The sequence below is a fragment of the Luteococcus sp. H101 genome (genome assembly GCF_038433155.1).
GTDB lineage: Bacteria > Actinomycetota > Actinomycetes > Propionibacteriales > Propionibacteriaceae > Luteococcus.
The window spans coordinates 37,987-62,230 of the sequence record NZ_JBCDMW010000029.1 but is presented as its reverse complement, the minus strand read 5'-3'; the positions used below and the strand labels follow the sequence as shown (position 1 = coordinate 62,230).

Annotated in this window: 24 protein-coding genes and 1 riboswitch; of the genes, 10 read left to right on the top strand and 14 right to left on the bottom strand. The window is 69.1% G+C overall.

Translation table 11 applies throughout. The features are described 5' to 3' along the window. Window positions 1-90: 90 nt before the first annotated feature. Entirely contained in the window at window positions 91-1,146 is a 1,056-nt protein-coding gene (locus AAEX60_RS12285) for an ABC transporter ATP-binding protein (protein ID WP_342103849.1), read from the top strand. A gap of 1 nt (window position 1,147) precedes the next feature. Continuing rightward, window positions 1,148-2,131 carry a hypothetical protein gene (locus AAEX60_RS12280; protein WP_342103847.1) on the top strand — a complete coding sequence of 328 codons (984 nt, stop codon included), beginning with the start codon at window positions 1,148-1,150 and terminating at the stop codon, window positions 2,129-2,131. A gap of 11 nt (window positions 2,132-2,142) precedes the next feature. Here the strand turns inward: AAEX60_RS12280 and purE are convergent, their stop codons facing one another. From purE to AAEX60_RS12260, 4 genes are all read right to left on the bottom strand, one after another. Then, window positions 2,143-2,673, bottom strand: coding sequence for a 5-(carboxyamino)imidazole ribonucleotide mutase (gene purE, locus AAEX60_RS12275; protein WP_342103845.1), 531 nt, complete (start codon window positions 2,671-2,673; stop codon window positions 2,143-2,145). Beyond that, window positions 2,666-3,874, bottom strand: a complete 1,209-nt coding sequence (locus AAEX60_RS12270; RefSeq protein WP_342103843.1) for a 5-(carboxyamino)imidazole ribonucleotide synthase — start codon at window positions 3,872-3,874, stop codon at window positions 2,666-2,668. Before AAEX60_RS12270 ends, purE begins: the two co-directional genes overlap by 8 nt. A gap of 83 nt (window positions 3,875-3,957) precedes the next feature. Next, on the bottom strand, window positions 3,958-4,491 hold the full coding sequence (locus AAEX60_RS12265; protein WP_342103841.1) for a PH domain-containing protein: 534 nt from the start codon (window positions 4,489-4,491) through the stop codon (window positions 3,958-3,960). Window positions 4,492-4,527: 36 nt separating this feature from the next. Then, a complete protein-coding gene (locus tag AAEX60_RS12260) occupies window positions 4,528-5,325 on the bottom strand; it encodes a biotin--[acetyl-CoA-carboxylase] ligase (RefSeq protein WP_342103840.1) in 798 nt (265 codons plus the stop codon). A gap of 81 nt (window positions 5,326-5,406) precedes the next feature. Between AAEX60_RS12260 and AAEX60_RS12255 the strand changes: the two genes are divergently transcribed. From AAEX60_RS12255 to AAEX60_RS12240, 4 genes are all read left to right on the top strand, one after another. Next, window positions 5,407-6,990: an acyl-CoA carboxylase subunit beta gene (locus AAEX60_RS12255; RefSeq protein ID WP_342103838.1), complete on the top strand. Its 1,584-nt coding sequence runs from the start codon at window positions 5,407-5,409 to the stop codon at window positions 6,988-6,990. Between the two features lie 14 nt (window positions 6,991-7,004). Then, window positions 7,005-7,247 (top strand): acyl-CoA carboxylase subunit epsilon, encoded by a 243-nt coding sequence (locus AAEX60_RS12250; protein ID WP_342103836.1) that lies wholly within the window; start codon window positions 7,005-7,007, stop codon window positions 7,245-7,247. A 161-nt stretch (window positions 7,248-7,408) separates the two neighbouring features. Beyond that, the gene (locus AAEX60_RS12245; protein ID WP_342103835.1) at window positions 7,409-8,071 is read left to right on the top strand and encodes a DUF937 domain-containing protein; all 663 of its coding nucleotides are present in this window, start codon (window positions 7,409-7,411) and stop codon (window positions 8,069-8,071) included. 107 nt (window positions 8,072-8,178) lie between these two features. Continuing rightward, window positions 8,179-8,781, top strand: a complete 603-nt coding sequence (locus tag AAEX60_RS12240) for a Maf family protein (protein ID WP_342103833.1) — start codon at window positions 8,179-8,181, stop codon at window positions 8,779-8,781. Window positions 8,782-8,784: 3 nt separating this feature from the next. Here AAEX60_RS12240 and AAEX60_RS12235 read toward each other — a convergent pair whose 3' ends face one another. The 4 genes from AAEX60_RS12235 to AAEX60_RS12220 all read right to left on the bottom strand — a co-directional run bounded on the left by AAEX60_RS12235 (window position 8,785) and on the right by AAEX60_RS12220 (window position 12,127). Continuing rightward, window positions 8,785-9,456, bottom strand: coding sequence for a methionine ABC transporter permease (locus AAEX60_RS12235; protein ID WP_342103831.1), 672 nt, complete (start codon window positions 9,454-9,456; stop codon window positions 8,785-8,787). Further along, the gene (locus tag AAEX60_RS12230; RefSeq protein WP_342103829.1) at window positions 9,453-10,445 is read right to left on the bottom strand and encodes a methionine ABC transporter ATP-binding protein; all 993 of its coding nucleotides are present in this window, start codon (window positions 10,443-10,445) and stop codon (window positions 9,453-9,455) included. Before AAEX60_RS12230 ends, AAEX60_RS12235 begins: the two co-directional genes overlap by 4 nt. After that, on the bottom strand, window positions 10,442-11,287 hold the full coding sequence (locus AAEX60_RS12225; protein WP_342103827.1) for a MetQ/NlpA family ABC transporter substrate-binding protein: 846 nt from the start codon (window positions 11,285-11,287) through the stop codon (window positions 10,442-10,444). Before AAEX60_RS12225 ends, AAEX60_RS12230 begins: the two co-directional genes overlap by 4 nt. A 432-nt stretch (window positions 11,288-11,719) precedes the next feature. Next, window positions 11,720-12,127 carry a hypothetical protein gene (locus tag AAEX60_RS12220; RefSeq protein ID WP_342103825.1) on the bottom strand — a complete coding sequence of 136 codons (408 nt, stop codon included), beginning with the start codon at window positions 12,125-12,127 and terminating at the stop codon, window positions 11,720-11,722. 147 nt (window positions 12,128-12,274) lie between these two features. On the opposite strand from AAEX60_RS12220, the gene AAEX60_RS12215 reads away from it, so the two are divergent. Beyond that, window positions 12,275-12,964 (top strand): SDR family oxidoreductase, encoded by a 690-nt coding sequence (locus AAEX60_RS12215; protein ID WP_342103824.1) that lies wholly within the window; start codon window positions 12,275-12,277, stop codon window positions 12,962-12,964. 246 nt (window positions 12,965-13,210) lie between these two features. On the opposite strand, the gene AAEX60_RS12210 is transcribed toward AAEX60_RS12215, so the two are convergent. The 4 genes from AAEX60_RS12210 to AAEX60_RS12195 all read right to left on the bottom strand — a co-directional run bounded on the left by AAEX60_RS12210 (window position 13,211) and on the right by AAEX60_RS12195 (window position 17,421). Beyond that, complete coding sequence (locus AAEX60_RS12210) at window positions 13,211-13,945, bottom strand: ECF transporter S component (protein ID WP_342103911.1); 735 nt, start codon at window positions 13,943-13,945, stop codon at window positions 13,211-13,213. Window positions 13,946-14,010: 65 nt separating this feature from the next. Continuing rightward, window positions 14,011-15,600 carry an ABC transporter ATP-binding protein gene (locus AAEX60_RS12205; RefSeq protein ID WP_342103823.1) on the bottom strand — a complete coding sequence of 530 codons (1,590 nt, stop codon included), beginning with the start codon at window positions 15,598-15,600 and terminating at the stop codon, window positions 14,011-14,013. Next, window positions 15,597-16,664, bottom strand: coding sequence for a CbiQ family ECF transporter T component (locus tag AAEX60_RS12200; protein ID WP_342103822.1), 1,068 nt, complete (start codon window positions 16,662-16,664; stop codon window positions 15,597-15,599). Before AAEX60_RS12200 ends, AAEX60_RS12205 begins: the two co-directional genes overlap by 4 nt. 66 nt (window positions 16,665-16,730) lie before the next feature. After that, a riboswitch (cobalamin riboswitch) is annotated at window positions 16,731-16,860 on the bottom strand. A 48-nt stretch (window positions 16,861-16,908) separates the two neighbouring features. Next, complete coding sequence (locus tag AAEX60_RS12195; protein ID WP_342103821.1) at window positions 16,909-17,421, bottom strand: NUDIX hydrolase; 513 nt, start codon at window positions 17,419-17,421, stop codon at window positions 16,909-16,911. Window positions 17,422-17,562: 141 nt separating this feature from the next. On the opposite strand from AAEX60_RS12195, the gene AAEX60_RS12190 reads away from it, so the two are divergent. The 3 genes from AAEX60_RS12190 to AAEX60_RS12180 all read left to right on the top strand — a co-directional run bounded on the left by AAEX60_RS12190 (window position 17,563) and on the right by AAEX60_RS12180 (window position 21,149). Continuing rightward, window positions 17,563-19,332 (top strand): ATP-binding protein, encoded by a 1,770-nt coding sequence (locus AAEX60_RS12190; protein WP_342103819.1) that lies wholly within the window; start codon window positions 17,563-17,565, stop codon window positions 19,330-19,332. A gap of 102 nt (window positions 19,333-19,434) precedes the next feature. Next, window positions 19,435-20,280 carry a hypothetical protein gene (locus AAEX60_RS12185; RefSeq protein WP_342103818.1) on the top strand — a complete coding sequence of 282 codons (846 nt, stop codon included), beginning with the start codon at window positions 19,435-19,437 and terminating at the stop codon, window positions 20,278-20,280. Then, a complete protein-coding gene (locus AAEX60_RS12180) occupies window positions 20,280-21,149 on the top strand; it encodes an alpha/beta hydrolase (RefSeq protein WP_342103816.1) in 870 nt (289 codons plus the stop codon). The genes AAEX60_RS12185 and AAEX60_RS12180 overlap by 1 nt, the downstream gene beginning before the upstream one ends. A 4-nt stretch (window positions 21,150-21,153) precedes the next feature. Here AAEX60_RS12180 and AAEX60_RS12175 read toward each other — a convergent pair whose 3' ends face one another. Together AAEX60_RS12175 and AAEX60_RS12170 are read right to left on the bottom strand one after the other, a co-directional pair. Continuing rightward, a complete protein-coding gene (locus tag AAEX60_RS12175) occupies window positions 21,154-22,659 on the bottom strand; it encodes an APC family permease (protein ID WP_342103814.1) in 1,506 nt (501 codons plus the stop codon). 145 nt (window positions 22,660-22,804) lie between these two features. Continuing rightward, window positions 22,805-24,232, bottom strand: a complete 1,428-nt coding sequence (locus AAEX60_RS12170; RefSeq protein ID WP_342103813.1) for an NAD(P)H-quinone dehydrogenase — start codon at window positions 24,230-24,232, stop codon at window positions 22,805-22,807. Window positions 24,233-24,244: the final 12 nt, after the last annotated feature.

Sequence of the window (24,244 nt, the reverse complement as noted above, 5' to 3'; positions counted from 1 at the left end):
GGTCTGCCCGGACGACGCTGACAGCCCCGATTCCGCTCACCTAGCGTCGGACCGTGCCCAGGGTGGGCCGAGGATGACGAAGGTGGGCAGATGACCGAGCTGGCGATCAGCACCGCCGGGCTGCGCAAGAGCTACCGCACCCTGCGGGGGCGACGGGTGGCCGTCGACTCCCTGGACCTGGCGGTTCCGCGCGGCGGCGTGCACGGCTTCCTGGGGCCCAATGGTTCCGGGAAGACCACCACCATCCGGATGCTGCTGGGGCTGGTGCGCCCGGACCGGGGTCAGATGACCATCCTGGGCCGCGCCGTGCCGCGTCGACTGCCCGAGGTGATTGGCCAGGTGGGCGCCGTGGTGGAACGCCCCCGCTTCTTCCCCAACTTCTCCGCCCGGCTCAACCTGGAGCTGGCCGCCGACGCGGCCGGGGTGCCCCGCGCCCGGGTGGGCCGGGTGCTGGACCAGGTGGGCCTGACCGAGCGCGCCAAGGACCCCTACCGCACCTACAGCCTGGGCATGCAGCAGCGGCTGGCCGTCGCGGCCACGCTGCTCAAGGACCCGGAGCTGTTGATCTTCGACGAGCCCACCAATGGGCTGGACCCGTCGGGCATCCACGAGGTGCGGGAGACCATCCGCAGCCTGGGCCGGGAGGGGCGCACCGTGCTGGTCAGCTCCCACATCCTGTCCGAGGTGGAGCAGATGGCGGACACGGTGAGCATCGTGGGCAAGGGCCGGCTGCTGACCAGCGGCTCCGTGGTGGACCTGCTGGGCGCCCGCGCCAGCCGGATGCGGATCCAGGTGGACGACTCCACCCGCGCCGCGCAGCTGCTGGTGCAGCAGGGGCTGGCCGTGATCCCCGAGGGCACCGCCCTGCTGGTGGAGGGCTCCGGCGACCCGGCCCGGATCACCCGGCTGCTGGCCGACGAGGGCCTCTACCTGCGGGAACTGGTCAGCGTGCGACGCGACCTGGAGGCGGTCTACCTGGAGCTCACCCGCAAGCAGGGGCTGGAACCCACCGTCGGCCCGGGGATCGAGCTGCCACCCCTGCTGCCCAGCCAGAGACGGCGGGACGACATCGTCGCCCGCTCCACCGAGTCCCGCCCCACCGGGTCCCGCATCACCGAGGCCCGCCCCGCGGACGAGGAGAACTGACATGCTACGCCTGGTCATCGCGGAACTGCACCGGCTCGTCCGACGTCGGCTGACCCTGCTCACCCTGCTGCTGGTGCTGCTGGGTCTGGGCCTGCTGGGGTGGGCCGCATGGGAGTCCACCAAAATGCCCAGCCAGGCCCAGCAGGAGGCGTACCTGCAGTCCTGGCAGGCCGCCAAGGCCGACTGGGACAAGAACAAGGCCCAGATCATCAAGCAGTGCGAGGCGGACAATGCCCTCGCGCGGCAGAACGGCACCCCCACCTGGCCCTGCACCGAGGCGAACATTGGGCCCGGCCTGCCCCCCACCGCGATGGAGCCGCAGGGGGTGACCAGCCTGGTGGTCGGGTTGGACATGGCGCTGGCCGTCGGCCTGTCGTCGGCCTGCCTGCTGATCGGGGCCAGCTTCGTCGGGGCCGAGTTCGGCACCGGCAACATCGGCAGCTGGCTGGTCTTCGAGCCCCGCCGCAGCCGGGTCTTCTGGGCCAAGCTGCTGGCGCTGGCCCTGGGCTGTGTGGCGCTGTGCCTGACGGCCAGCCTGGTCTACCTGGCCGGGGTCTGGCTGGTGGCCCAGCTGAACCACCTCAAACCGGACCTGACCCCGCGCAACCAGCTCTCGGTGCTGTTCGGGCTGGGGCGGGTCACCATCCTGGCCACCGCCGCCGGGCTGGCGGCCGCCGGACTGGCCTTCCTCACCCGGCACACCGCGGCCGTGGTGGCCCTGTGCGGGGTCTGGCTGGGCTTCACCGTGGTGGTCGACGGCGGGAGCGGCAGCCGCCTGCAGCGCTGGGGTCTGCTGTCCAATTTCGAGGCGTGGATGACCGGCAAGGCCGAATACACCGTGGAGGTCTGCGACCTGGGCCGGATCAACTGCACCTGGCCCGCCCACACCCTGGACCGGATGGACGGCGCCGCGGTGCTCTTCGGGGTGGCGCTGCTGGCCGTCGCGCTGGGCTGGGCGGTCTTCCACCATCGCGACGTGAACTGACGGCGGCCCACTCAGCGGTTGCGCGCGCGCACCTTCTCACCCTTGGCCAGGGCGACGTCGCGCAGGCTGGCCTGGAAGTCCAGCATCTTCTGGGTCAGTTCCGGGTCACCGGCGGCGATCATCCGGGCCGCCAGCAGGCCGGCATTGCGGGCATTGCCAATGCTCACCGTCGCCACCGGGACGCCGGCCGGCATCTGCACGATGCTCAGCAGGGAGTCCATCCCGTCCAGGTACTTCAACGGCACCGGAACCCCGATCACGGGCAGCGGGGTGAGCGCGGCCAGCATGCCCGGCAGGTGGGCTGCTCCCCCGGCACCGGCGATGATGCAGCGCAGCCCACGGGTGTGCGCCTCGCGACCATAACGCACCATGTCCTCCGGCATCCGGTGGGCGCTGACGACGTCGGCCTCCCAGGCAATCCCGAACTCGTCCAGCGCGGCGGTGGCGGCCTCCATCGTCGGCCAGTCCGAATCCGAGCCCATCACGACTCCGACCAGCGGGGATGACCCACCGGCCGGGACAGTGTTCTCCAGATCAGGCATTGCGGTCTCCCATCAGGTAGCCGGCGGCGTGGCGGGCGCGCTTGGTGACGTCAGCCAGGTCATCACCGTAGGTGGTGACATGACCCACCTTGCGGCCGGCCTTGACGTCCTTGCCGTACAGGTGCGCCCGCAGCCGGCGGTCCCGGGCGAAGCAGTGCTGCAGGGCGCCGGTCAGGTCCGGCTCTGACCCCCCCAGCACATTGGTCATCACGACGTGTGGTGCCCGCAGCCCGGGGTCGCCCAGCGGCAAATCCAGCACGGCGCGCAGGTGGTTCTCGAACTGGCTGGTGTTGGCGCCGTCGATGCTCCAGTGGCCGGTGTTGTGCGGGCGCATCGCCAGCTCGTTGACCACCACCGAGCCGTCGCGCCGCTGCATCAGCTCCACCGCCAGCAAGCCGACCACGCCCAGTTCCCCGGCGATCCGCAGCGCCAGCTGTTGCAGCTCGCTGGCCTGCTCCTCGGACATGTCCGGGGCGGGGGTGATGGTCTCGGCGCAGATCCCGTCGGTCTGCAGGGTCTGGCTGACGGGGTAGGCGACGGCCTGGCCCTGCGGCGAGCGCACCACCAGGCAGGACAGTTCCCGGGCGAAGTCCACGAACTCCTCGGCGACGATCACGGTGCCGCTCCGGTCGATCACGCCGCCGTCGACGGTGGTGGCCTGCTGGGCCAGCGCCTCGAAGGGTTCCCGGGCCTGGTCCGGGCCGTCGATCTTCCACACGCCCTTGCCGTCGTAGCCGCCGCGCGAGGTCTTGGCGATCACCGGCCAGCCGATCCGCTCCCCGAAGGCCACCAGCTCCTCGACGCCCTGACAGACCTGCCACTGCGGGTTGGGGGCGCCCAGCTCGGCCATCCTGGCGCGCATCACGGCCTTGTCCTGGGCGTGCACCAGGGCGTCGGGGCCGGGCCGCACGGCCACCCCGAGCGCCTCGATCTGGTGCAGCAGCTCGGTGGGCACGTGCTCATGGTCAAAGGTCACCACGTCGCATCCCCTGGCAAAGTCCAGGGTGGCCTGCTGGTCGGTGTAGTCGCCGACGGTGACATCCCGCACCACCTGGGCGGCCGAGACGTCGGGCCCTTCGGCCAGCAGCCGGACGCGCACACCCAGGCCGATGCTGGCCTGGTGCATCATCCGGGCCAACTGCCCCCCGCCGATGATGCCGATCACATAGGGACGTCGTGCGCTGCTGCTCTGGGAATCCACGCGCAGACCTTACCTCGTCGGCCTTCGTGACCGCATGCCCGTCGGCCCCCGCGGCGACGGGTGCGCTGCCCGACGACGACGGCTCAGTCGCGCCATTCCTCGTCGGCCTGCTCCAGGGCCTGGTCCGGGGAGCCGAACAGCAGCTCGGAGAGCATCACGTGTACCCGTTCGACGTCGGGGATGTCGCGCAGGTAGACCGGGTCCTCCGCGGCCGTGGTCAGCTTGAGGGTGCCGCAGCCCAGCACCCGGTCGATGAGGCCGCGCTCGCTGGCGATGTCGTTGATCCGGGTCAGCGGCAGGTCGTGGCCGCTGCGCGTGAGGATGCCCTGCCGGTGGATGATCCGACGGGTGGTCAGGGTCCAGGTATTGCACCACCAGCGCAGGATCGGCAGCACCACCAGGCCCAGCAGCAGGACCAGCCCGACACCGAGCAACGCCCAGCTCCCCCACGGCTGCGCGTCGGCCGGCAACCAGGCCAGCCCGAAGCCAACCAGCGGCGCCAGCGCCAACAGCGCCATCACCGGCAGGATCAGGGCCTTGGCGTGGGTGTGCATCCGGCGCACCACCTGCTCGTCGGCACCCAGGTGTTTGCGGCTGCGCGGGGAAGAGTTCGCCATGCTGCCACAGTACCCGCGCCCCGGTCAGCCGATTGACTACTGCAGACGCAGGTGGAAGACGTCGCCGGCACTGAAGGCCTGCAACCCGTCCGCGGTGCGCACCACCAGCCGGCCCCACTGGTCCACCGAATCGCCCGTGCCCAGCACATTGGTGTGCTCGTCCACCATCACCCGCAGCGCCGCCCCGATGGAGGCGCAGCGTTCGGCGTACTCGTCGTGCACCTGCCCGTCGCGTTCCCACAGCTCGTACAGCCGGGCGAATTCGGTGAAGATGGCCGCCAGCACCGCCGCCTTGTCCTCGGACAGGCCGGCCAGCCGCAGGGAGGTGGCATGCGGCACCGGCAGTTCCGCCTCGTCGAGGGAGACATTGATGCCGACGCCCACCACCGCGGCCGCGGAACCGCCATCGGACTCCACCCGCTCGGACAGGATGCCGCACACCTTGCGGCCGTCGATCAGCACGTCATTGGGCCATTTCAGCTCCACCCGGCCGGGCTGGGCCTCGGTAGCCCGTTCGATCCCCGTCGCGACGGCCATTCCCGCCAGCAGGGAGAGCCAGCCCCAGTCCTGCGCCGGACGCGACGGCCGCACCAGTAGGGAGAAGGCGACGGCGGCCCCGGCCGGAGTCTCCCAGCGTCGCTGGAACCGCCCCCGTCCGGCGGTCTGCTCCTCGCTGACCAGCACGATCCCGTCCGCCGTTCCATTTCTGGCAAGTTCGGTCAGGTCGGCATTGGTGGAACCCGTAGTGGGCACACAACGGACCTCTTTCCACAGGCTCACGCCGGAAAGCAGCCGTGAGAGCAGGTCTTGATCGACGGGTTCGCTGGCAGGCATGGAGGTGAGGCTAGTCCCGAGGCGTGGAATTGCCCAAGCGAACGGACCCATGAGGGGCCCGCAGACGCTAAGGTCTGCCCCATGGAGATCGACATCCACACCACAGCTGGAAAGATCGCCGACCTGGGTAGCCGCATTGACGCCGCTGTCAATGCCGCCTCGCCTGCGGCGGTCGAGAAGCAGCATGCCAAAGGCAAGATGACCGCACGCGAACGCGTCCTCGCCCTGCTTGACGAGGGAACGTTCGCCGAACTCGACCAGTTCTCTCGACACCGTTCGCAGGCCTTCGGGATGGAGAAGAAGCGGCCCTATGGTGACGGCGTCATCATCGGCGTCGGCGCCATCCACGGCCGTCCGGTCTGTGTCTTCAGCCAGGACGTTGCCATCTTCGGCGGCGCGCTGGGCCAGGTCTACGGCGAGAAGATCGTGAAGATCATCGACTTCGCCATCAAGACCGGCTGCCCGCTGATCGGCATCAACGAGGGTGGCGGCGCCCGGATCCAGGAGGGCGTGGTCTCGCTGGGCCTGTACGGCGAGATCTTCCGTCGCAACACCCACGCGTCGGGCGTGATCCCGCAGATCAGCCTGATCATGGGCGCGGCGGCCGGTGGCCACGTCTACTCCCCCGCCCTGACCGACTTCACCATCATGGTGGACAAGACCTCCCAGATGTTCATCACCGGCCCCGCCGTGATCAAGACGGTGACGGGTGAGGACGTCACGCTGGAAGACCTGGGCGGCGCCCGGACCCACAACACCAAGTCCGGCAATGCCCACTACCTGGCCGCCGACGACACCGACGCCCTGGAGTACGTGCGCGAGCTGATCAGCTACCTGCCGCAGAACAACCTCGAGGACCCGCCGATCGTCGACGACGAGGAAGTGGACCTCACGATCACCGACCACGACCGCAAGCTCGACACCCTGATCCCCGACTCCCCGAACCAGCCGTACGACATGCGCGAAGTGATCCGCTGCGTGCTGGACGACGACGAGTTCCTGGAGGTGCAGGAGCTGTTCGCACAGAACATCATCTGCGGCTTCGGCCGGATCGAGGGCCGTTCCATCGGCGTCGTGGCCAACCAGCCCACCCAGTTCGCCGGCTGTCTGGACATCGACGCGTCGGAGAAGGCGGCCCGCTTCGTGCGGACCTGTGACTGCTTCAACATCCCGGTGCTGACCTTCGTCGACACCCCGGGCTTCCTGCCCGGCGTCGCCCAGGAGCACACCGGCATCATCCGTCGCGGCGCGAAGCTGATCTACGCCTACGCGGAGGCCACCGTGCCGCTGCTGACCGTGATCACCCGCAAGGCCTACGGCGGTGCCTACGACGTGATGGGTTCCAAGCATCTGGGTGCCGACGTGAACCTGGCGTGGCCCACCGCGCAGATCGCCGTGATGGGTGCCGAGGGTGCCGTCGACATCCTGTACCGCAAGGAACTCGGCGAGATCGAGGATGCCGACGCCAAGGCCAAGCGCCGCGCGGAGCTGATCCAGGAGTACAACGACGAGCTGGCCAACCCGTACGTCGCCTCCGAGCGCGGCTACGTGGACCAGATCATCTACCCGCACGAGACCCGCGCCGAAGTGATCCGCGTGCTCCGTCTGCTGCGCACCAAGCGTGAGGTGCTGCCGCCGAAGAAGCACGGCAACATTCCGCTGTGACCGGGAGCGATGCCATGACCGAAACCGAGCAGAGCGCCGAGGCCACCCCGCTCACCTTCCAGGTGAGCGGGGGCAACCCCGACGACGTCGAACTGGCCGCCGTGATGGCGGTCCTGCAGGCGGCCCACCGGGCCGGCGCGCCGGCCGAACAGAGCGACGACCGTCCGCTGGCCGGCGGCTGGAAGAGCTACCACCGCACCCTGCGGCGGCCGGTCAACCCCGGCCGCGAGGCCTGGCGGTACAGCGCCCGTCCCTGAGGTCGGCTGACAGATCTCCACGTTTCACCTTCAGCTCCCGTCCGCTTTCCCGGGCGGGAGCTGAAGCATGCCCGTGGGCTGTTCCCCTTGAGGCGAATATTGCGTTGCGCGGCGCGCTTTTGTGTCACGCTGGGGGCAGTCACTTTGAAAGGACCCACCGCATGAGCGCCCTGAACGACATTCTTGCCGCCCTGCCCATCAACCAGCTGGCTTCCGAGCTCAACGAGGACCCTGCCGCGGTTGAGAAGGCGGCGGCACCGGCCGTCACCAGCATCCTGGGTGGGCTGACCCAGAACGCGCAGAACCCCGAGGGCGAGCTGTCGCTGGCCCAGGCCCTGGAGCAGCACAAGGACAAAGAGCTGCTGACCACCGACCAGCCGGTTGACCTGCAGGCCGTCGACACCGCGGACGGCGAGAAGATCATCGGCCACGTCTTCGGCAACCAGACCGACGGCGTCGCCCAGGCCCTCAGCTCCCAGGCCGGCGTCAGCAGCGCCCTGGTCAACAAGCTGCTGCCGATTCTGGCCCCGATCGTGTTGAGCTACCTGGCCAAGCAGCTGGGTGGCGGCAACAGCGCGGCCGGCAACATCCTGGGCCAGGTGCTGGGGGGCGCCGGCCAGCAGGCCGGTGCGGGCAGCGCCAACTCCGGCATGCTCGGTGGCGTGCTCTCGCAGGTGCTCGGCAGCGTGCTGGGCGGCAATGCCGCTCCGGCCAACAACCCCTTCGACACCACCAATGCCCAGGCCACCACCCAGCAGGCGCAGGCCACCGGCGGCGACATCGTCAGCCAGATCCTCGGCGGTCTGCTCGGCGGCAAGAAGTAACTCGGACGCTGGCTGCGCCGCCTCCTCGGTGGCTGAGCCTGTCGAAGCCACCATCCACCCGTCGGGCCAGCCCGAGCACCGTGCGCCCCCAGCCCTAGGCTGGGGGCGTGCGTTTCATTCTGGCCTCCTCCTCCCCCGCCCGCCTGGCCACCCTTGCCCGGGCCGGAATCACCGCCGAGGTGATCCGGCCCGACGTCGACGAATCGGCGGTGCGGGCAGCCAGCCCAGCGGCCCTGACGGCCGAGCTGGCGCGGTTGAAGGCGCACGAGGTGCTCACTCGGCTGGCGGGGCAGAGCGGCTTCACGCTGGTGGCCTGCGACTCGATGCTGGAGCTGGACGGGATTGCGTGGGGCAAGCCGGAGACTGCCCAGGCGGCGGTGGAGCGGTGGCGGGCCATCCGGGGCCGCACGGCGATCCTGCACAGCGGGCACCACGTCGTCGTCGACGACGAGCGGGGCCGACGCGAGGTGAACCGGGTGGGCAGCACCTCGGTCACCTTCGCGGACCTGGACGACGCCGAGATCGACGCCTATGTGGCCACCGGCGAACCCACCCGGGTGGCCGGCGCCTTCGCAATCGACGGGATCGGCGGGGCCTTCGTCACCGGGATCAGCGGCGACTACCACAATGTGGTGGGCATCTCCCTGCCACTGGTCCGCCAGATGCTGCTGGACCTGGGCGTCCAGTGGCACCAGCTCTGGCAAAGGTGAACCTCAGTCGCGCTTGTGGGCCATGCCACGCACGATGGCGTCGCCGATGGACTGGATGATCTGCACGACGATCACCAGCACCACCACCGAGGCGAGGAGCACGGGCGTGTTGGAGACCTCGTAGCCGTAACGGATGGCGAAGAAGCCCACACCGCCGCCGCCGATGGTGCCGGCCATGGCGGAGTAGCCGATCAGCATCACCAGGGTCAGCGTCGCGCCGGCCACGAAGGGACTCATCGCCTCCGGCAGCAGCACCTTGCGGACGATCTGCCAGGTACTGGCCCCCATCACCCGCGCAGCCTCGATCTTGCCCGGGGAGACCTCACGCAGCGCCGATTCCACCACCCGCCCGAAGAAGGGGATGGCGCCGACGGCCAATGGCAGCACGGCCGGCGTGGGGCCGTAGGCGGTGCCCATGATCTGGCGGATCACCGGGATCAGGGCAATCAGCAGGACCAGGAAGGGCAGCGAGCGAAAGGCATTGACGATCGCGCCGAAGACCCGGTAGAAGACGCGGTTGGGACGCAGCCCGTCGTGGTCTGTCATGCGCAGCAGGATCCCGACGATGGTGCCGAAGACCAGGGTGATCAGGAAGCTGAGCGAGACCATCCATGCCGTCTCCCCCAGCGCAGCCCAGAGTTCGGGCAAAGCTTGTTGGATACTGGTGTCATTCATCGGCTCACCGTCACTCCGCGCTCGCTGAAGAACTGATGGATCAGAGCGTCGTCCACCTCACCGTGCGGGTGGTCGAAGGCCACCCGCAACCGACCCACCTTGTGTCCGGCGATCTGCTCCACCGAGCCGCCCAGGATGGACACGTCGATTCCGGTCTGCCGGGTGAAACTGCTGATCAGCGGCTCATTGACGCCGCTGTTCACAAAACTGAGCAGCTGGCTGTGCACGCCGAAGGACTCGTCGTCGCGGCCCAACGGGATCAGCTGGTCGGCGATCCGGCTGTCCGGGTCGGCCACCAGGTCCAACAGGTTGCCCTGCTCCACCACGCGGCCACCCTCCATCAGGGCGGCGCCGTCGCAGATCCGGCGCACCACGTCGGACTCGTGGGTGATCAGCAGCACGGTGAGGCCCATCCGGTCCCGCAGGTCCTTGACCAGGTCCAGGATCTGCTCGGTGGTCGTCGGGTCCAGCGCGCTGGTCGCCTCGTCCATCAACAGCACCTTGGGGCGGGTGGCCAGCGCGCGGGCAATGCCAACCCGCTGCTTCTGCCCACCGGACAACTGCGAGGGGTAGGCCTTTGCCTTGTCCGGCAGGCCCACCAGCTCCAGCAGTTCGGTGACCCGGGGCCCGATGGCCTGCTTGTTCTCCCCGGCCAGCTCCAGCCCGAAGCCCACATTGTCGGCAACGGTCCGGCTGGCCAGCAGGTTGAAGTGCTGGAAGATGGTGCCCATCCGGCGGCGCTCGGCGCGCAGCTTGGCGCCCCACAGGCTGGTCCAGTCCACTCCGTCCACCGTGATGGTGCCGGCGGTGACGGGCTCCAGCTGGTTCAGGCAGCGAAACAGGGTGGTCTTGCCGGCGCCGGAGCGGCCCAGGATGCCGAAGATCTGCCCCTGGGCCACCTCCAGACTGACGTCGTCCAGCGCCACGACGGGCTCGGCCTGCTTGCCGCGCCCGTCGTAGTGCTTGGTGACGTGGGAGAAGGTGATCACGACTGCTTGGCGGGCAGCACCGAGCCCTGGTAGTTGCTGTTGATCCAGTCCTGGATCTGCTTGCTCTGCAGCGCTTCGGCCAGCTTCTTCACCCGCGGGTCATCCTTCTTGTCGCTCTTGACCACCAGCAGATTGGCGTAGGGGTTGTCGGTGGCGGTCTCCAGCGCCAACGCGTCGGTCTTGGGCTTGAGCCCAGCACCCAGGGCGTAGTTGCCATTGATGATGCTCAGGTTGACCTTGGCATCGTCCAGGGTGGCGGCCAGCTGCGGACGCGCGATCTCCAGGAACTTCAGACCCTTGGGGTTGGAGGTGATGTTCTTGACATTGATCTTCATGTAGTCGACGTCGGTATCGGTCGGCTTCACGTCCAGGGTCAGCAGCTTGGCCTGCTGCAGCAGGAACAGCGCCCGCACCAGGTTCGACGGATCGGAGGGCACGGCGATGGTGGCGCCGTTGGGCACCTCCTCCAGACTCTTCACCTTGCGGGAGTACAGGCCGAGCGGTTCGACATGCACGGTGGCGACGCTGGTCAGGTCGGTGACGCCCTTCGTCTTCAGCCAGGTGTCCAGGTAGGGCTTGTGCTGGAAGAAGTTGGCGTCGACGTCGCCACTCTGGGTGAGCTGGTTGACGTCGATCTCGCCGGCGATTGTCTTCACCTGGATCTTGGTGTCACCCAGCAGGCCGAGCTCCTGTGCCTTCTTCAGGATTTCGGAATGGGGGGTGGTGTCGGCCAGCACGACCAGCGGCTTGGAGGTGTCATTGCCACCGGCGCCGCAGGCGGTCAGGCCCAGGGTCAGGACGACGAGCAGGCCCGCGAGCAGCGAGCGGAGAAACTTGTTCATTGGTTGGTCTTTCGTCAGGGCCCACCCGGGTGGGCTCGATCATTCGGGCAAGTGGTCCACCGTCCTGACAACGCCACCGGGAGCCAGCTCAACCGGGCCCGCCCACTCCAGGGCAGGGTTCGAAAGGCGTTGTCAGCCCAACATTCGACGCGTCATGCGGGCACACGCGACCACGGGCATGGTGTGGCCCGTCATGATCTCGCACTTGCTCGGCATGCGGCAGAATCTATCCTGAGCGCGCCGTGCAGTGCCAATCCGGTCAGCATGTGGGCCCTCCGCAGCACCCAGCCCCCGATGCCGAGCCCATGCCCAGGCGGCCGAGCCCCCACCCATGGTGGCCTGGCCCACGGCGGCCGAGCCCCCACCCATGGTGGCCAGGACCGCAACCCCGACGGCCGAGCCCGTCGACGCCCCGCGTGGGCAGCCCGGCACTCACCCCGCTTGTTTGCGCAGGGTCAGCGCACACTCCGTCGCGGAGCAGGTGAAGGCTCCCTGCCAGGCCGACGAGTGGAAGAGCAGCGAGTCATTGGCACTGGCGTCCACGCTCCACCCGCTGGGCAGCCGGGTGGCCAGCCATCCCGCCAGCAGTTTCCGCTGCGCGGGCTCGAAGGTGAGGGTGACCACATTCGGTTGGTCGATCCGGCTGGTGACCTGGACCTGCTTGGGCAGCAGGAATTCCGACGGCCCGTGGGTGAGCATCATGTCCTTGAGGGTGACCGCATCCGCCGGCGCGCTGATCTCCGCCTGCGGGCTGGAGCTGGCCACGGACGCCTCGGGCGCGGCCGAACAGCCCGCCGCCAGGGCCAGCACCGTCAGCCCGGCCAGCATCCGTCGTCTCACCCGGCACACCCTACTGCCCGGTGCCGTCGCCACCCGGTTGGTGTCAGCGGGTTCGCGACGCAGCGGCGTCGGAGTCGCCCTGCGTCCTGGACGGTGGACTCCCAGCCGCAGGGTGGGGGCTCCGGGCCACCTCCTAGGCTGGATGGCATGAATGAGCGACCCGTTGCCCTTGTCACCGGAGCCAGCCGGGGGATCGGCCTGGCCATCGCCCGTCGGCTGGCGGACAGCCACCACATTCTGGTGGGCGGGCGGACCGACGAGGCGGTGCGGCCGGTGGTCGACGAGCTGCCCAGCGCCGCTCCCTTCGTCTGCGAGCTGACCGATGAGCGTGGCACCGCCGAAGCAGTCGCGATGGTGGAGCGGCTGGACGTGCTGATCCACTCGGCCGGGATCGGCCGTTCCGGCGACGTCGGCGAGAGCACCCGGGAGCAGTGGCGGGAGGTCTTCGAGCTGAATGTCTTTGCGGTGGCCGACCTGACCCGCCTGCTGCTCCCCCGGCTCCGCGAAGCCCGTGGTCAAGTGATCACCATCAATTCCGGCTCCGGTTTCCACTCCGGCCCCGGCGGCGGCCTGTACTCCGGCTCCAAGTTCGCGCTCCGAGCCCTGACCGACGCACTCCGGGAGGAGGAACGGGGCACGGTGCGGGTCAGCTCCATCCACCCCGGCCGGGTGGACACCGACATGCAGGTGGAGCTGCAGGCCGAGAAGGGCCGGCCCTACGTCGCCGAGGAGCACCTGCGCCCGGAGTCGGTGGCCGAGGCCGTGGCGCTGGCCGTGTACGCCAGCCCGGAGGCGATGGTGGAGGAGCTCAGCATCCGCCCGGTCTTCAAGGCCTGAGAGAGCCCCCTCGACAAGTTCGGGAATCGTGAGAGGACAGGCTCGGGGGACGTGGGGCAGGCTCCGCAGCCCCGGCGGCCGAGTTGTCGCGGCCCCTGGCAGGGGCAGGATGCGAGCCCCGGCGAGTCAGGCTCGCCAAAGTTGGCAGATATCCGGCAATTTGAACCTGCCAATAGGTTTTTGTGTCCACCAGGCCGCCAACTTTGGCGTGCCCATGCCCCAGGTCCTAGCGCATCGTGAGCGGGCTCAGGCGTCGTCGAAGGCCGCGCGTCGCGCCGAACGGCGCAGGATCCGCAACAATGACGGCCCCAGCAGTATCACCAGCGCCACATTGCTCAACGCCCGGCCGGCATTCCAGGCCATCGAGGTGGCCAGGTTGTAGAGCACGAAGTGGTGCAGGTTGGTGGCCACCGACGCCGTCGGGTCGAAGGACAGCTCGGAGGCATTGCCCAGGGTGAAGGGCCAGAAGGACAGGTCCATCAGCCAGCCATAGGCAAAACCGCTCACCACCCCGTAGGCCGCCAGCAGACCGATCTCCCACCAGCCCCGCAGATGCGGCAGCAGCCCCGCGCCCAGCCCGACGAAGCCCGCGGCCAGCATCTGGAAGGGCAACCACGGCCCCATCCCCGACGTGATCAGGGCCGAGGCCAACAGCGTCGTGTTGCCCAGGATGAAGCCGAAACCGGGCCCGAAGACCCGCCCGGCCAGGATGATCAGCAGGAAGATCGCCTCCAGCCCGGCGGTCCCCGCCCCCAGCGGCCGAACCGCGGCCCCGACGGCGGAGAGCACCCCGAGCATCGCCAGGGCCTTCACGTCCAGGTCATCATTGCCCAGCTCGGTCATCACCAGCGCGATCACCACGGGCAGCAGCAAGGCGAAGACCAGCGGGGTGTGCGCATCGCCGGACAGGCCCGCGCCGGGATGCCACAGCAGCGGCCAGCAGAAGGCCAGCAGGCTCATCACCGCCGCCACGCTGAGCATCGCGGCCGAACGCCAGGAGACCCGCACCACGGCCGGGCGCGCACGAGTCTCGGGACGGGTCGGGCTCACCGCCGGGCCTCGGCAACCTCGTCGACGGTCAACACCTCGGCCGGGTGGAAGACCTTGCTGACCTGGGGTGCGAAGCTGGGAGAGCTGGTGCACACCTCGCGGGTGGGCCCGTCGGCCACCACGTCCCCGTCGGCCAGCACGATGGTGCGCTGGGTGGCCTGGGCGGCGAACTCGACGTCATGGGTGCTGACCAGGATGCAGCTGCCCTGCGCGGCAAGGTCCGTCAGGATCCGGTGCAGCTGCTGCTTCATGGCGTAGTCCAGACCGCGGGTGGGTTCGTCCAGCAGGATCAGCGCCGGGCGAGCGGCCAGCTGGATGGCCAGCACCAGCGCCAGCCGCTGCCCCTCGGACAGGTCACGGGGGTGCCGTTGCGGATCCAGTTCGGCCCCCAACCGGGCCAGGATGGCCGCGGTGGAGCCCGCGGGTGAGTGGGTCTCCTGGTCGGCCTGGGCACATTCTTGTCCGACGGTGGGCAGATAGAGCAGGTCGGTGGCATTCTGCGGCACCAGGGAGACCACCTGCCGCGCGCGCTGGGCGGGGACGGTCCGCGGATCAGTCCCATCGACGACCAGCTCCCCGGTGCTGGGCATCGCCCCTTGCAGGGCCCACATCAGCGACGACTTCCCGGCGCCATTGCGGCCCATCAGGGCGGTGATGGTGCCCCGCTGGAAGGTCAGGCTGATGCTGTTGACCGCCACCAGATCGTCGTAGGCCACCCGCAACCTGTCCAGCCGGGCCACCACCTCACCGCGTGGCAGCCGTGCAGGGGCAAGCGGCTTGAGCGTGATGCCCTCGGCGGCCACCCGTCGGCGGGCATTGCGCACACTGAGCGGCACCTCGGCCCAGCCCAGCGTCCGGGCCAGGGCGCTCAGCGGCGGCACGACGTCGGCCCGGGCCAGCACCTGTCCGGCCAGGCCGTACTGGGCGGAGCCGTCGCCGGGCAGCCAGAGCACGCTGTCGGCGGCGTGCATCACCCGCTCCAACCGGTGCTCGGCCAGCACGACGGTCAGGCCCACCTCGTGCACCAGGGTGGTGATGGAGGCCAGCACGTCCTGCGCAGCGGTGGGGTCCAGGGCGCTGGTGGGCTCGTCCAGCACCACGACGCGCGGCTGCGCGGCCAGCACCGCCGCAATCGCCACCCTCTGCTGTTGCCCGCCGGACAACTCGATCAGCGCCCGGTTGCGCAGCGGCGCAATCCCCATGATGTCCAGGGTCTCCTCCACCCGCTTGCGCATGGTGGCTGGGGACAGGCCCAGCTGCTCCATCCCATAGGCCACCTCGTCCTCCACCCGATCGGTGACGAAGCCGGCCAGCGGGTTCTGCCCCACATAGCCCACCAGCTCGGCCATCTCCCGCGGGCGGTGGGTGCGGGTGGAGCGGCCGGCCACCCGCACGTCGCCGTTGAGGTGGCCGCCGGTGAAGTGCGGCACCAGGCCGTTGATGGCGCCCAGCAGGGTGGACTTGCCGACACCGGTGCGTCCCACCACCAGGCACAGGTCCCCGTCGGGAATGGTGAAGTCCAGGTTGGCCAGCGTGGGCCGCGCGGCGCCCGGGTGGCGCAGCGTGACGTCGTCGAAGGTGATCACAGGGCATCCTTGGGCGGTTTCGGGGTGGTGAGCAGTGGCAGCAGGGCCAACGCGGGCACCAGCAGCATCCGGGGGTCGAGTTGTGGCCAGACCGGCGGCGAGGAGGACGGCGACATCACGTCGGGCACGACGCGTTGCAGCCACAGCACCGCCCCGACGGCCAGTGCCCCGGCGGCACAGACCGACCATTCGGGCCATTCCCACGGGTCGGGACGGTAGCGGGTCACCGCGAGCCGTTGGCCGGAGCGATGAAGCCCGAGCCACGCGGCCACCAGCCCCAGCGCCAGCAGCGCCCACCCCCAGGGTCCGGAACCCGGAATTCCCAGCAGCAGGAAGGTGGCCAGGGTGATCAGCACCAGGGCGCCCAGCAGCAGGGCGGTGAGCGCGCGGCCCACCGGGCGCTGGGCGTGGGTGCGGCCATAGCCCCGGGCCTCCATTCCCGCGGCCAGCAGCATGGAACGTTCGATCGCGTCCTCCAGCACCGGCACCACCACGGCCCGCACGGCATGCCAGCCGCGGCTGGCCCCACCGCGCAGGCGCCGGGCCCGGCGGACCCGCTGCACGCTCTCGATCAGCTGCGGCGCCACGCTCAGCGCCACCACCAGGGCGACGCTGAGCTGGTGCAGCGCGGGCGGGACCACCCGCAGGGCCCGTTTGGGATTGGCCAGGGCATTCGCGGCCCCGACGCAGAGCAGCATCGCCACCAGCCGCAGCGAGTCGTAGAGGGTGTACAGCAGGCCGTCGAGGGTGACCGGGCCGCCGATCCGCAGACCGGCCGCCCAGCCGGGCAGTTGCAGCTGGGGCAGGGTGAACAGCACCTGACCGGTGCGGTTGATGCCCAGCAGGATCTGGAAGAAGACCCGGATGCCCAGCACCACCAGTGCAAGGGTCAGGTACGCGCCGGCCGCCTTGGCCCAGGGTGCCCGGGTGCGCCGGTTCAGCACCACCGCCCACACCGCGGCCACCACCAGCACCACCAGCAGCGGGTTGTAGAGGGTGCTGACCGCCACGGCGCAGCCCAGGGCCCAGGCCCACCAGGCCATCGGGTGCAGGGTGCGGGTCACGGGGTCCTTCCCGCGGCGCACGGGCCAGGAGCCGCGCCCCTGACTCTCCCGCGGGCCGCGACGGGTCAATCGAGTCGGTCGTCGACGGGCATTCCGACTCGGCTCGCGGGCACTACCGCCCGGGAGACCTCACGGCTGCGGGTCAGTTCCGGTCTCGCACCGGATTCCCCCGTCGATCACCGCACCACGGTAGCGCGACGGCCGGGATGGTCCGCTGCGCGGCACGCGAGACCGACGACCAGAGTCAGCCCTCGCCCAGGAAGTCCAGGGCGGCCTGCACCCCCAACAGCACCTCGGGCGGGTTGCCGGCAGCCACCATGATCCGGCGGCGCTGGATCTCGGCCATCGGCTGGGGCAGGGCATCCAGATCGAACCAGCCGACGTTGACAGACTCGTCGTCGCCCACGCTGGCCTCGCCACCTACCCAGCGGGCGCGGAAGGTGTGGTCCAGGTAGTCATTGCGGTCGCCGTTGTCATACTGCATCTCGCCGGTGGGACTCATCCAGACCATCCGTTCGATCTCGATCCGGACGCCGGCCTCCTCCTCCGCCTCCCGGATGGCGGCCACATGCGGGTCCTCCCCCGGCTCGACGATCCCGCAGATCGGCGTCCAGGAGCCGTTGTCGGAGCGCTGCACGCACAGCACCTGCTCCCCGCGCGGCCCCGGCCGCAGCACGACGGCGGTGGTGCCGGGCAGCCACAGCATGGCGTGACCGATGGACTTGCGCAGTTCCAGGATGAACTCGGGGGTAGGCATGCGGCCACAATAGTGCGGCGCCCGGCAAAGGTTTTCGTTCCACACTGTGAGTGAGCAGGTCCAACGGCTGCCGAAGCAGGCCAGCAGGCAATAGACTCCCAGCAGCAAGGCCCATGAAGCAGGCCAGTTCAAGGAGGAACAGTGGGAAACCAGATCACCAAGGTGCTCGTGGCGAACCGCGGCGAGATTGCCGTTCGGGTGATTCGTGCCGCCGCCGATGCCGGGATCGGAAGCGTTGCAATCTATGCCGACAGCGACTCCGAAGCCCTCTTCGTGAAGCTCGCCGACGAGGCCTACGCGCTCAACGGGGCAACCCCCGCCGAGACCTACCTGAATGTTGACAAGATCCTCGAGGTCGCCCAGCGCAGCGGCGCCAACGCGATCCACCCCGGATACGGCTTCCTCGCCGAGAATGCCTCCTTCGCCCAGGCCGTCATCGACGCGGGCCTGATCTGGATCGGCCCCTCGCCCGAGGCCATCGAGAACCTCGGCGACAAGGTCAAGGCCCGTCACATCGCGCTGAAGGTGGGCGCCCCGCTGGTTCCCGGCACGCCGGACCCGGTGGCGGATGCCGATGAGGTTGTCGCCTTCGCCAAGGAGCACGGCCTGCCGATCGCCATCAAGGCCGCCTTCGGTGGCGGTGGCCGCGGCCTGAAGGTGGCCCGCACCATGGAAGAGGTGCCGGAGCTGTTCGAGTCCGCCACCCGTGAGGCCGTGACCGCCTTCGGCCGGGGCGAGTGCTTCGTCGAGCGCTACCTGGACAAGCCGCGTCACGTCGAGACCCAGTGCCTGGCCGATCAGCACGGCAATGTCGTGGTGGTCTCCACCCGTGACTGCTCCCTGCAGCGTCGTCACCAGAAGCTGGTGGAGGAGGCCCCCGCGCCCTTCCTCACCGACGAGCAGCTGGAGCGGCTGTACAGCTCGTCCAAGGCGATCCTGAAGGAGGCCGGCTACGTCGGCGCCGGCACCTGCGAGTTCCTGGTGGCCCAGGACGGCCTGATCAGCTTCCTCGAGGTCAACACCCGCCTGCAGGTGGAGCACCCCGTCTCCGAGGAGGTCACCGGTCTGGACCTGGTGCAGCAGATGTTCCGGATTGCCAATGGCGAAGAGCTCGGCTTCGACGATCCCGAGATCCGCGGCCACTCGATCGAGTTCCGGATCAATGCCGAGGACGCGGGCCGCAACTTCATGCCCGCCCCCGGCACCCTGGTCAAGTGGGTCCCGCCGACGGGCCCCGGCGTGCGCGTCGACGAGGGCTACCACACCGGCATGACGGTGCCCGGTTCCTTCGACTCGCTGGTCGCCAAGGTGATTGTCACCGGCACCAGCCGGGACAACGCGCTGGCGCGCTCCCGTCGGGCCCTGAAGGAGCTGGTCCTGGAGGGCATGCCCACCGTGATCCCCTTCCACCAGGCGGTCCTGGACGACGAGGCCTTCAAGGGCGACGGCGAGAAGTTCGGCGTCTACACCAACTGGATCGAGACGGAGGCCGACCTGAAGGTGGCCCCCTACACCGGCGAACTGGGCGAGGCCGACGACGTGCCGGAGCCCACCACCGTCGTGGTGGAGGTCAACGGCAAGCGGCTGGAGGTCAAGCTGCCCGGCAACCTGGCCACCGCGGCCAAGCCGTCCGGCAAGAAGAAGCCCACCAAGCGTGACCGGGGCGGCGCCAAGGCCTCGGCCCCGTCGGGTAACTCGCTGACCGCGCCCATGCAGGGCACCGTCGTGAAGGTGGCCGTCGAGGAGGGCACCACCGTGGAGGAAGGCGAGCTGGTGGTGGTGCTGGAGGCCATGAAGATGGAGAACCCGGTCACCGCTCACCGGACCGGTGTGGTCAAGGCGCTGGCCGCGAACCCCGGCGAAACGGTCAACGCCGGTGCGGTGCTGTGCGAGATCGTCGATCCTGAGTGATTCTCAGCCGGTGACCGGCGGTCACCTGTGAAGTCACCATGAATTCCCGTGAGGCGGGCCCATGACTTGGGCCCGCCTCACGCATGCCCCACACTGGAAACCATGTTTGAGCTCCTTCTGGTCATCGCGATGCTCGCCGTCGTGGTGGGCCTGTTCCAGTCCAGCCGCCAGCGCAAGGCCGTCGAGGCGCAGCGGGCGGCGGCGCTGGAGACCGCCCTGACCACCAGCCGTCGGGCCGCGGACGAGGACGTCACCAAGTTCGGCGAGGAATTGCAGCGGCTGGATTCGGAGGTGGCCGGCCATCCGCTGGACCAGGCCATGCGTCAGGACTACGAGCGCGCCCTGGACGCCTATGAGAACGCCAAGTCCTCCCTGGCCGCCGTCACCACGCCCGACGAGGTCAAGCACGTCACGGAGATCCTGGAGGACGGGCGTTATGCCATCGCGTGCGTGAACGCCCGGGTGGCCGGTGAGCCGTTGCCGCAGAAGCGCCCGCCGTGCTTCTTCAACCCGGCGCACGGCCCCAGCAGCCAGAACGTCACCTGGACTCCCCCGGGCGGCACCCAGCGCGACATCCCGGCCTGTGCCGCCGACGCCGAGCGGGTGCTGGCCGGTGCCGATCCCTACATCCGCACCGTGCAGGTGGGCGCCCAGAGGGTGCCCTACTGGCAGGGCGGCCCGGCCTACGCGCCGTGGGCGCAGGGCTACTACTCCGGCTGGTCCGGCTCCAACCTGATCCGGGACATCGCGATCGGCTCGTTGGTCTTCCATGGCGTGGGTTCGCTGTTCGACGGCCCCGGGTTCGGCGGCGGTTTCGACGGCGGCCTGGGCGACGGGATCGGTGACGGTTTCGAGGGCATCGGCGAGGGGATCGGTGACGGCTTCGAGAGCATCGGCGACGGCATCGGCGACATGTTCGACGGCCTCGGCGACTTCTTCGGCGACTGATGCCCCGGGTTCGCACCGCCCTGACCGCCCTCGGCCTGACCGGAGGCGGTCTTGCCGTCGGCGCGCTGGCCGCGGCGCACCAGATCAGCGGACCGCAGCGCCCCGCCCTGGCCTACGCGATGAGCCCCTTCGAGGTGGGGATGTCCGCCGAGGACGTCTGGTTCACCGCCGGCGACGGCACCCGGCTGGCGGGCTGGTGGTTCGACCGGCCCGGTGCGACCCACGTTGTGGTGGTCTGTCACGGGCATCGGGGCAGCAAGGCCGACATGCTGGGCATCGGCCCGGGCCTGTGGCGGGCCGGCGCCGCGGTACTGGTCTTCGACTTCCGCGGCAATGGGGATTCCGCGGACGGGCCGCAGTCCGTCGCGCACTATGAGCAGCTGGACCTGGCGGCCGCGCTGGACTGGGTGGCGGCCCGCTGCCCCGGGGCGGAGATCGACGTGGTGGGCTTCTCCATGGGAGCCGCGGTGGCGCTGCTGGTGTCCGCCGGGGATTCCCGCGTCACCCGGGTGGTGGCCGATTCCCCCTTCGCTGACCTGCACGGCGTGATCGCGGCCGCCGCCCGCGGCATGCGGCTGCCGCCGGTGCCGCTGGTGCCGTTGGTGGACCGGGTCACCCGGCTGCGCTACGGCTACGGCTTTGGCCAGGTGCAGCCCATCGACGTCGTGTCCCAGATCCCTCCCCGGCCGTTGCTGCTGGTCCACGGCACCCGGGACTCGGTGATCCCGGTGGAGCACACCCGTCGGTTGGCGGCCGCCGCCGGAGACAAAGCAGTGGTCCACCTCGTCCCCGGGGTGGACCACTGCGGTGCCTACTTTGCCGACCGCCCGGGCTATATCGCCAGGGTGGCGGACTTCCTGAGACTGTGAGGCTCTAGTCGTTGGCCTCCACCCGGGACCGCTGGGCACGCGCCACCAACGGCATGATCAGACCCAGGGCGATGAAGACCACCGGGGCAACCACGTTCAGCAGCAGCTTGTTCCACCAAGCCGTGGTGTAGGGCTCCAGCTTGCCGGGGATCATCCCCAGAATGCAGGCGGCGGCGGTGAACAGGAAGCACCACGCCCCCATCGCCAGCGCCACCGCGTCGTTCCTGACGAAGCGGTAGTGGGAGACCAGACCCAACCGGCCGGCCATCCGTCGGACCGCCACATAGGCCGCAAAGACGAAGAGGTAGCGCAGCGGCATCACGACGGCGTTGAGGTCCAGCAGATTGCTGAACAGTTCATCCATGTTCCCCACGCCGATGATCGGAAGCAGAGAGACCAGACTGACCAGGATCGCGGTCAGCAGATAGCCGTTGACCGGGGCCCCGAAGCGGTTCTCCTTGCGCAGCCAGCGCGGAATGTAGCGGTCATCGGAATCCGCCAGCAGCACCTTCAGCGGAGCATCGATGGAGATCAGCAGCACCGCCGCCTGGGCACAGGCATTGGCGACGGCCTGGATGATCATCAACAAGTTGCCGACACCGTAGTACTGGCCCAGCTTCTGGAAGGCCATGTACTGCCCGTTGGCCTTGAAATTTGCCACCGCCTTGGCATCGAACTGGGTGGCGTCGAACATCATGCCCATCGCGATGGAACCCAGCAGCGCCGAGACGGCCACCATGCCGGCCAGCGCGATCATGCCGCGGGAGAAGCCACGCTTCTGGTCCACCATGTTGTTCACATACGGAGAGATCTTCTCCGCCCCGCCGACGGCGAAGACCAGCATCGCGATGGTGGTGAAGTAGCCCAGATCGAAGTGGGGCAGGTAGGTGCTCAGCGACGTCATGTTCGGCGTCGCCACGTGGGCATCCCGGATGGCCGGAGCAGCCAGCATCAGCAGGATGTAGAGGATGCCCATCACGAAGGAGGCCATACCGGCAATGGAGCCCAGCAGCTTGAGCGAGCGAACGCCGCGGGAAGCCAACGCCATGAAGAGCAGGAAGAGCAGCAGCACCACGATCTGGGTCTGCCAGACCGGGAAGCGTTTGATCAGGCCCGAATGGCCTTCCACCGCCCAGCCGCCGGCAATCAGAATGGCCTGCGGCTTCTGTGCGAGATAGGGAATGTGCACCACCCAGTAGGTCCAGCCGCACAGGTAGGCCCAGCCGGAGCCCATGGTGGAGCGGATCCAGCTGGTCACCCCGGAACGTGCCTCGGGGAAGGTGGCCCCCATCTCCCCCACCATCAGGGCATAGGGAACGAAGTAGATCACCATGATCATGATCCAGGAGAAGACCACCGTCAGCCCCTGATTGGCGTAGTTGTTCACCACATTGCCAAAACCCCAGACCGTGACGAAGGCCATCAGCGCCAGATTGGACCAGGTGATGGTGCGCTGGCTGGCCTGGCGATGGTCCAGCGCCTCGCCGGGCGCGGGAGGTAGAGCGGACATGGCATGCTCCTGTGGGAAGTCGAAGGGTTGTTGGCCCACGGAAGTCGACGACGACCTCTTGGACCACCAGAGACCCTAGCCATAGAGCAGTGCCGCCCCCGAGACCGGGGGCGGCACTGTGGTCTGTTACCGGGCGGGCAGCTGATCAGACCTGGGTCTTGGAGGGCTTCTCCGGGTGGGCGTACAGGTGCAGTTGCCGGGCCGCCTCCGCGATGGAACCGGACATTGACGGGTAGACCGTGAAGTCGTGGCTGAACTGGTCCACCGTGATCTTCTCCGCCACCGCAAGGGAGATGGAGTGGATCAGCTCGGAGGCGTGCGGGGCCACCACGACGCCGCCGACGATGATGCCGGTGACCGGCAGGCAGAAGAGCTTCACGAAGCCGTCGCTGACGCTCTGCATCTTGGCGCGGGGATTGCCGGCCAGGGGCAGCATGATCTGGCCGATGTCCAGGGCACCCTCGTCGGCCTCCTTCTGGGTCATGCCGACGGTGGCGATCTCCGGTGCGGTGAACACATTGGAGCTGACCGACTTCAGGTTCAGCGGAGCCACCGCGTCGCCCAGGGCGTGCCACATGGCGATCCGGCCCTGCATGGCGGCCACCGAGGCCAAGGCGAAAACCCCAGTGCAGTCGCCGGCGGCGTAGATGGTGCGCACCGAGGTGCGGGAGACCTTGTCCACCTCGATGTGTCCGCTGGGCTTCAGCGTGACACCGACCTCCTCCAGGCCGATCCCGGTGGTGTTGGGGATGGAACCGACGGCCATCAGGCAGTGCGAGCCACGCACCTCCCGGCCGTCCTCCAGGCCCACCACCACCTCGTCGCCCTCCCGACGGGCGGACACGGCGCGACACTCGCTCATGATCTCCATGCCGCGACGCTCGAAGACGTCCTGCAGCACGGCTGCGGCGTCCTGGTCCTCGCCCGGCAGCACCTGCTTGCGGGAGCTGACCAGTACCACGTCGACGCCCAGGGCGTCATAGGCATTGGCGAACTCGGCGCCGGTGACGCCGGAACCCACCACGATCAGCTTCTCGGGAAGCTCGGTGAGGTTGTAGACCTGCTTCCAGTTCAGGATCCGCTCGCCGTCGCACTTGGCGGCCTCCAGCTCACGCGGGGTGGTGCCGGTGGCCAGCAACACGATGTCGGCCTCCAGCTCCTGCTCGCCCTGCTCCCCGGTCACCGCGATCCGGGTGGCACTCGTGAGCTTGGCGTCGCCGATCAACACCTTCACGCCGAACTTGTCCAGGCTCTTGCCGATGGACTCCGACTGGGCCATCGCCAGGTCCAGCACGCGCTTGTTCACGGCCTCCAGGTCAACCTCAACCGAGGAGACCACCGAATCGTCGTCGCCGGAGCTGGTCACCTTCAGGCCCAGCTGGCCGGCGCGTTCGATCATGCTCATCACCTCGGACGTGGCAATGAGTGTCTTCGAGGGAACGCAGTCCGTCAGCACGGCGGCACCGCCGAGCCCGGTGCGTTCCACGAGAGTCACCTCCGCGCCGAGTTGGGCCGCTACGAGAGCGGCTTCGTATCCTCCGGGGCCTCCACCAATGATCACGACTCTGGTCACGGGGTCATTGTT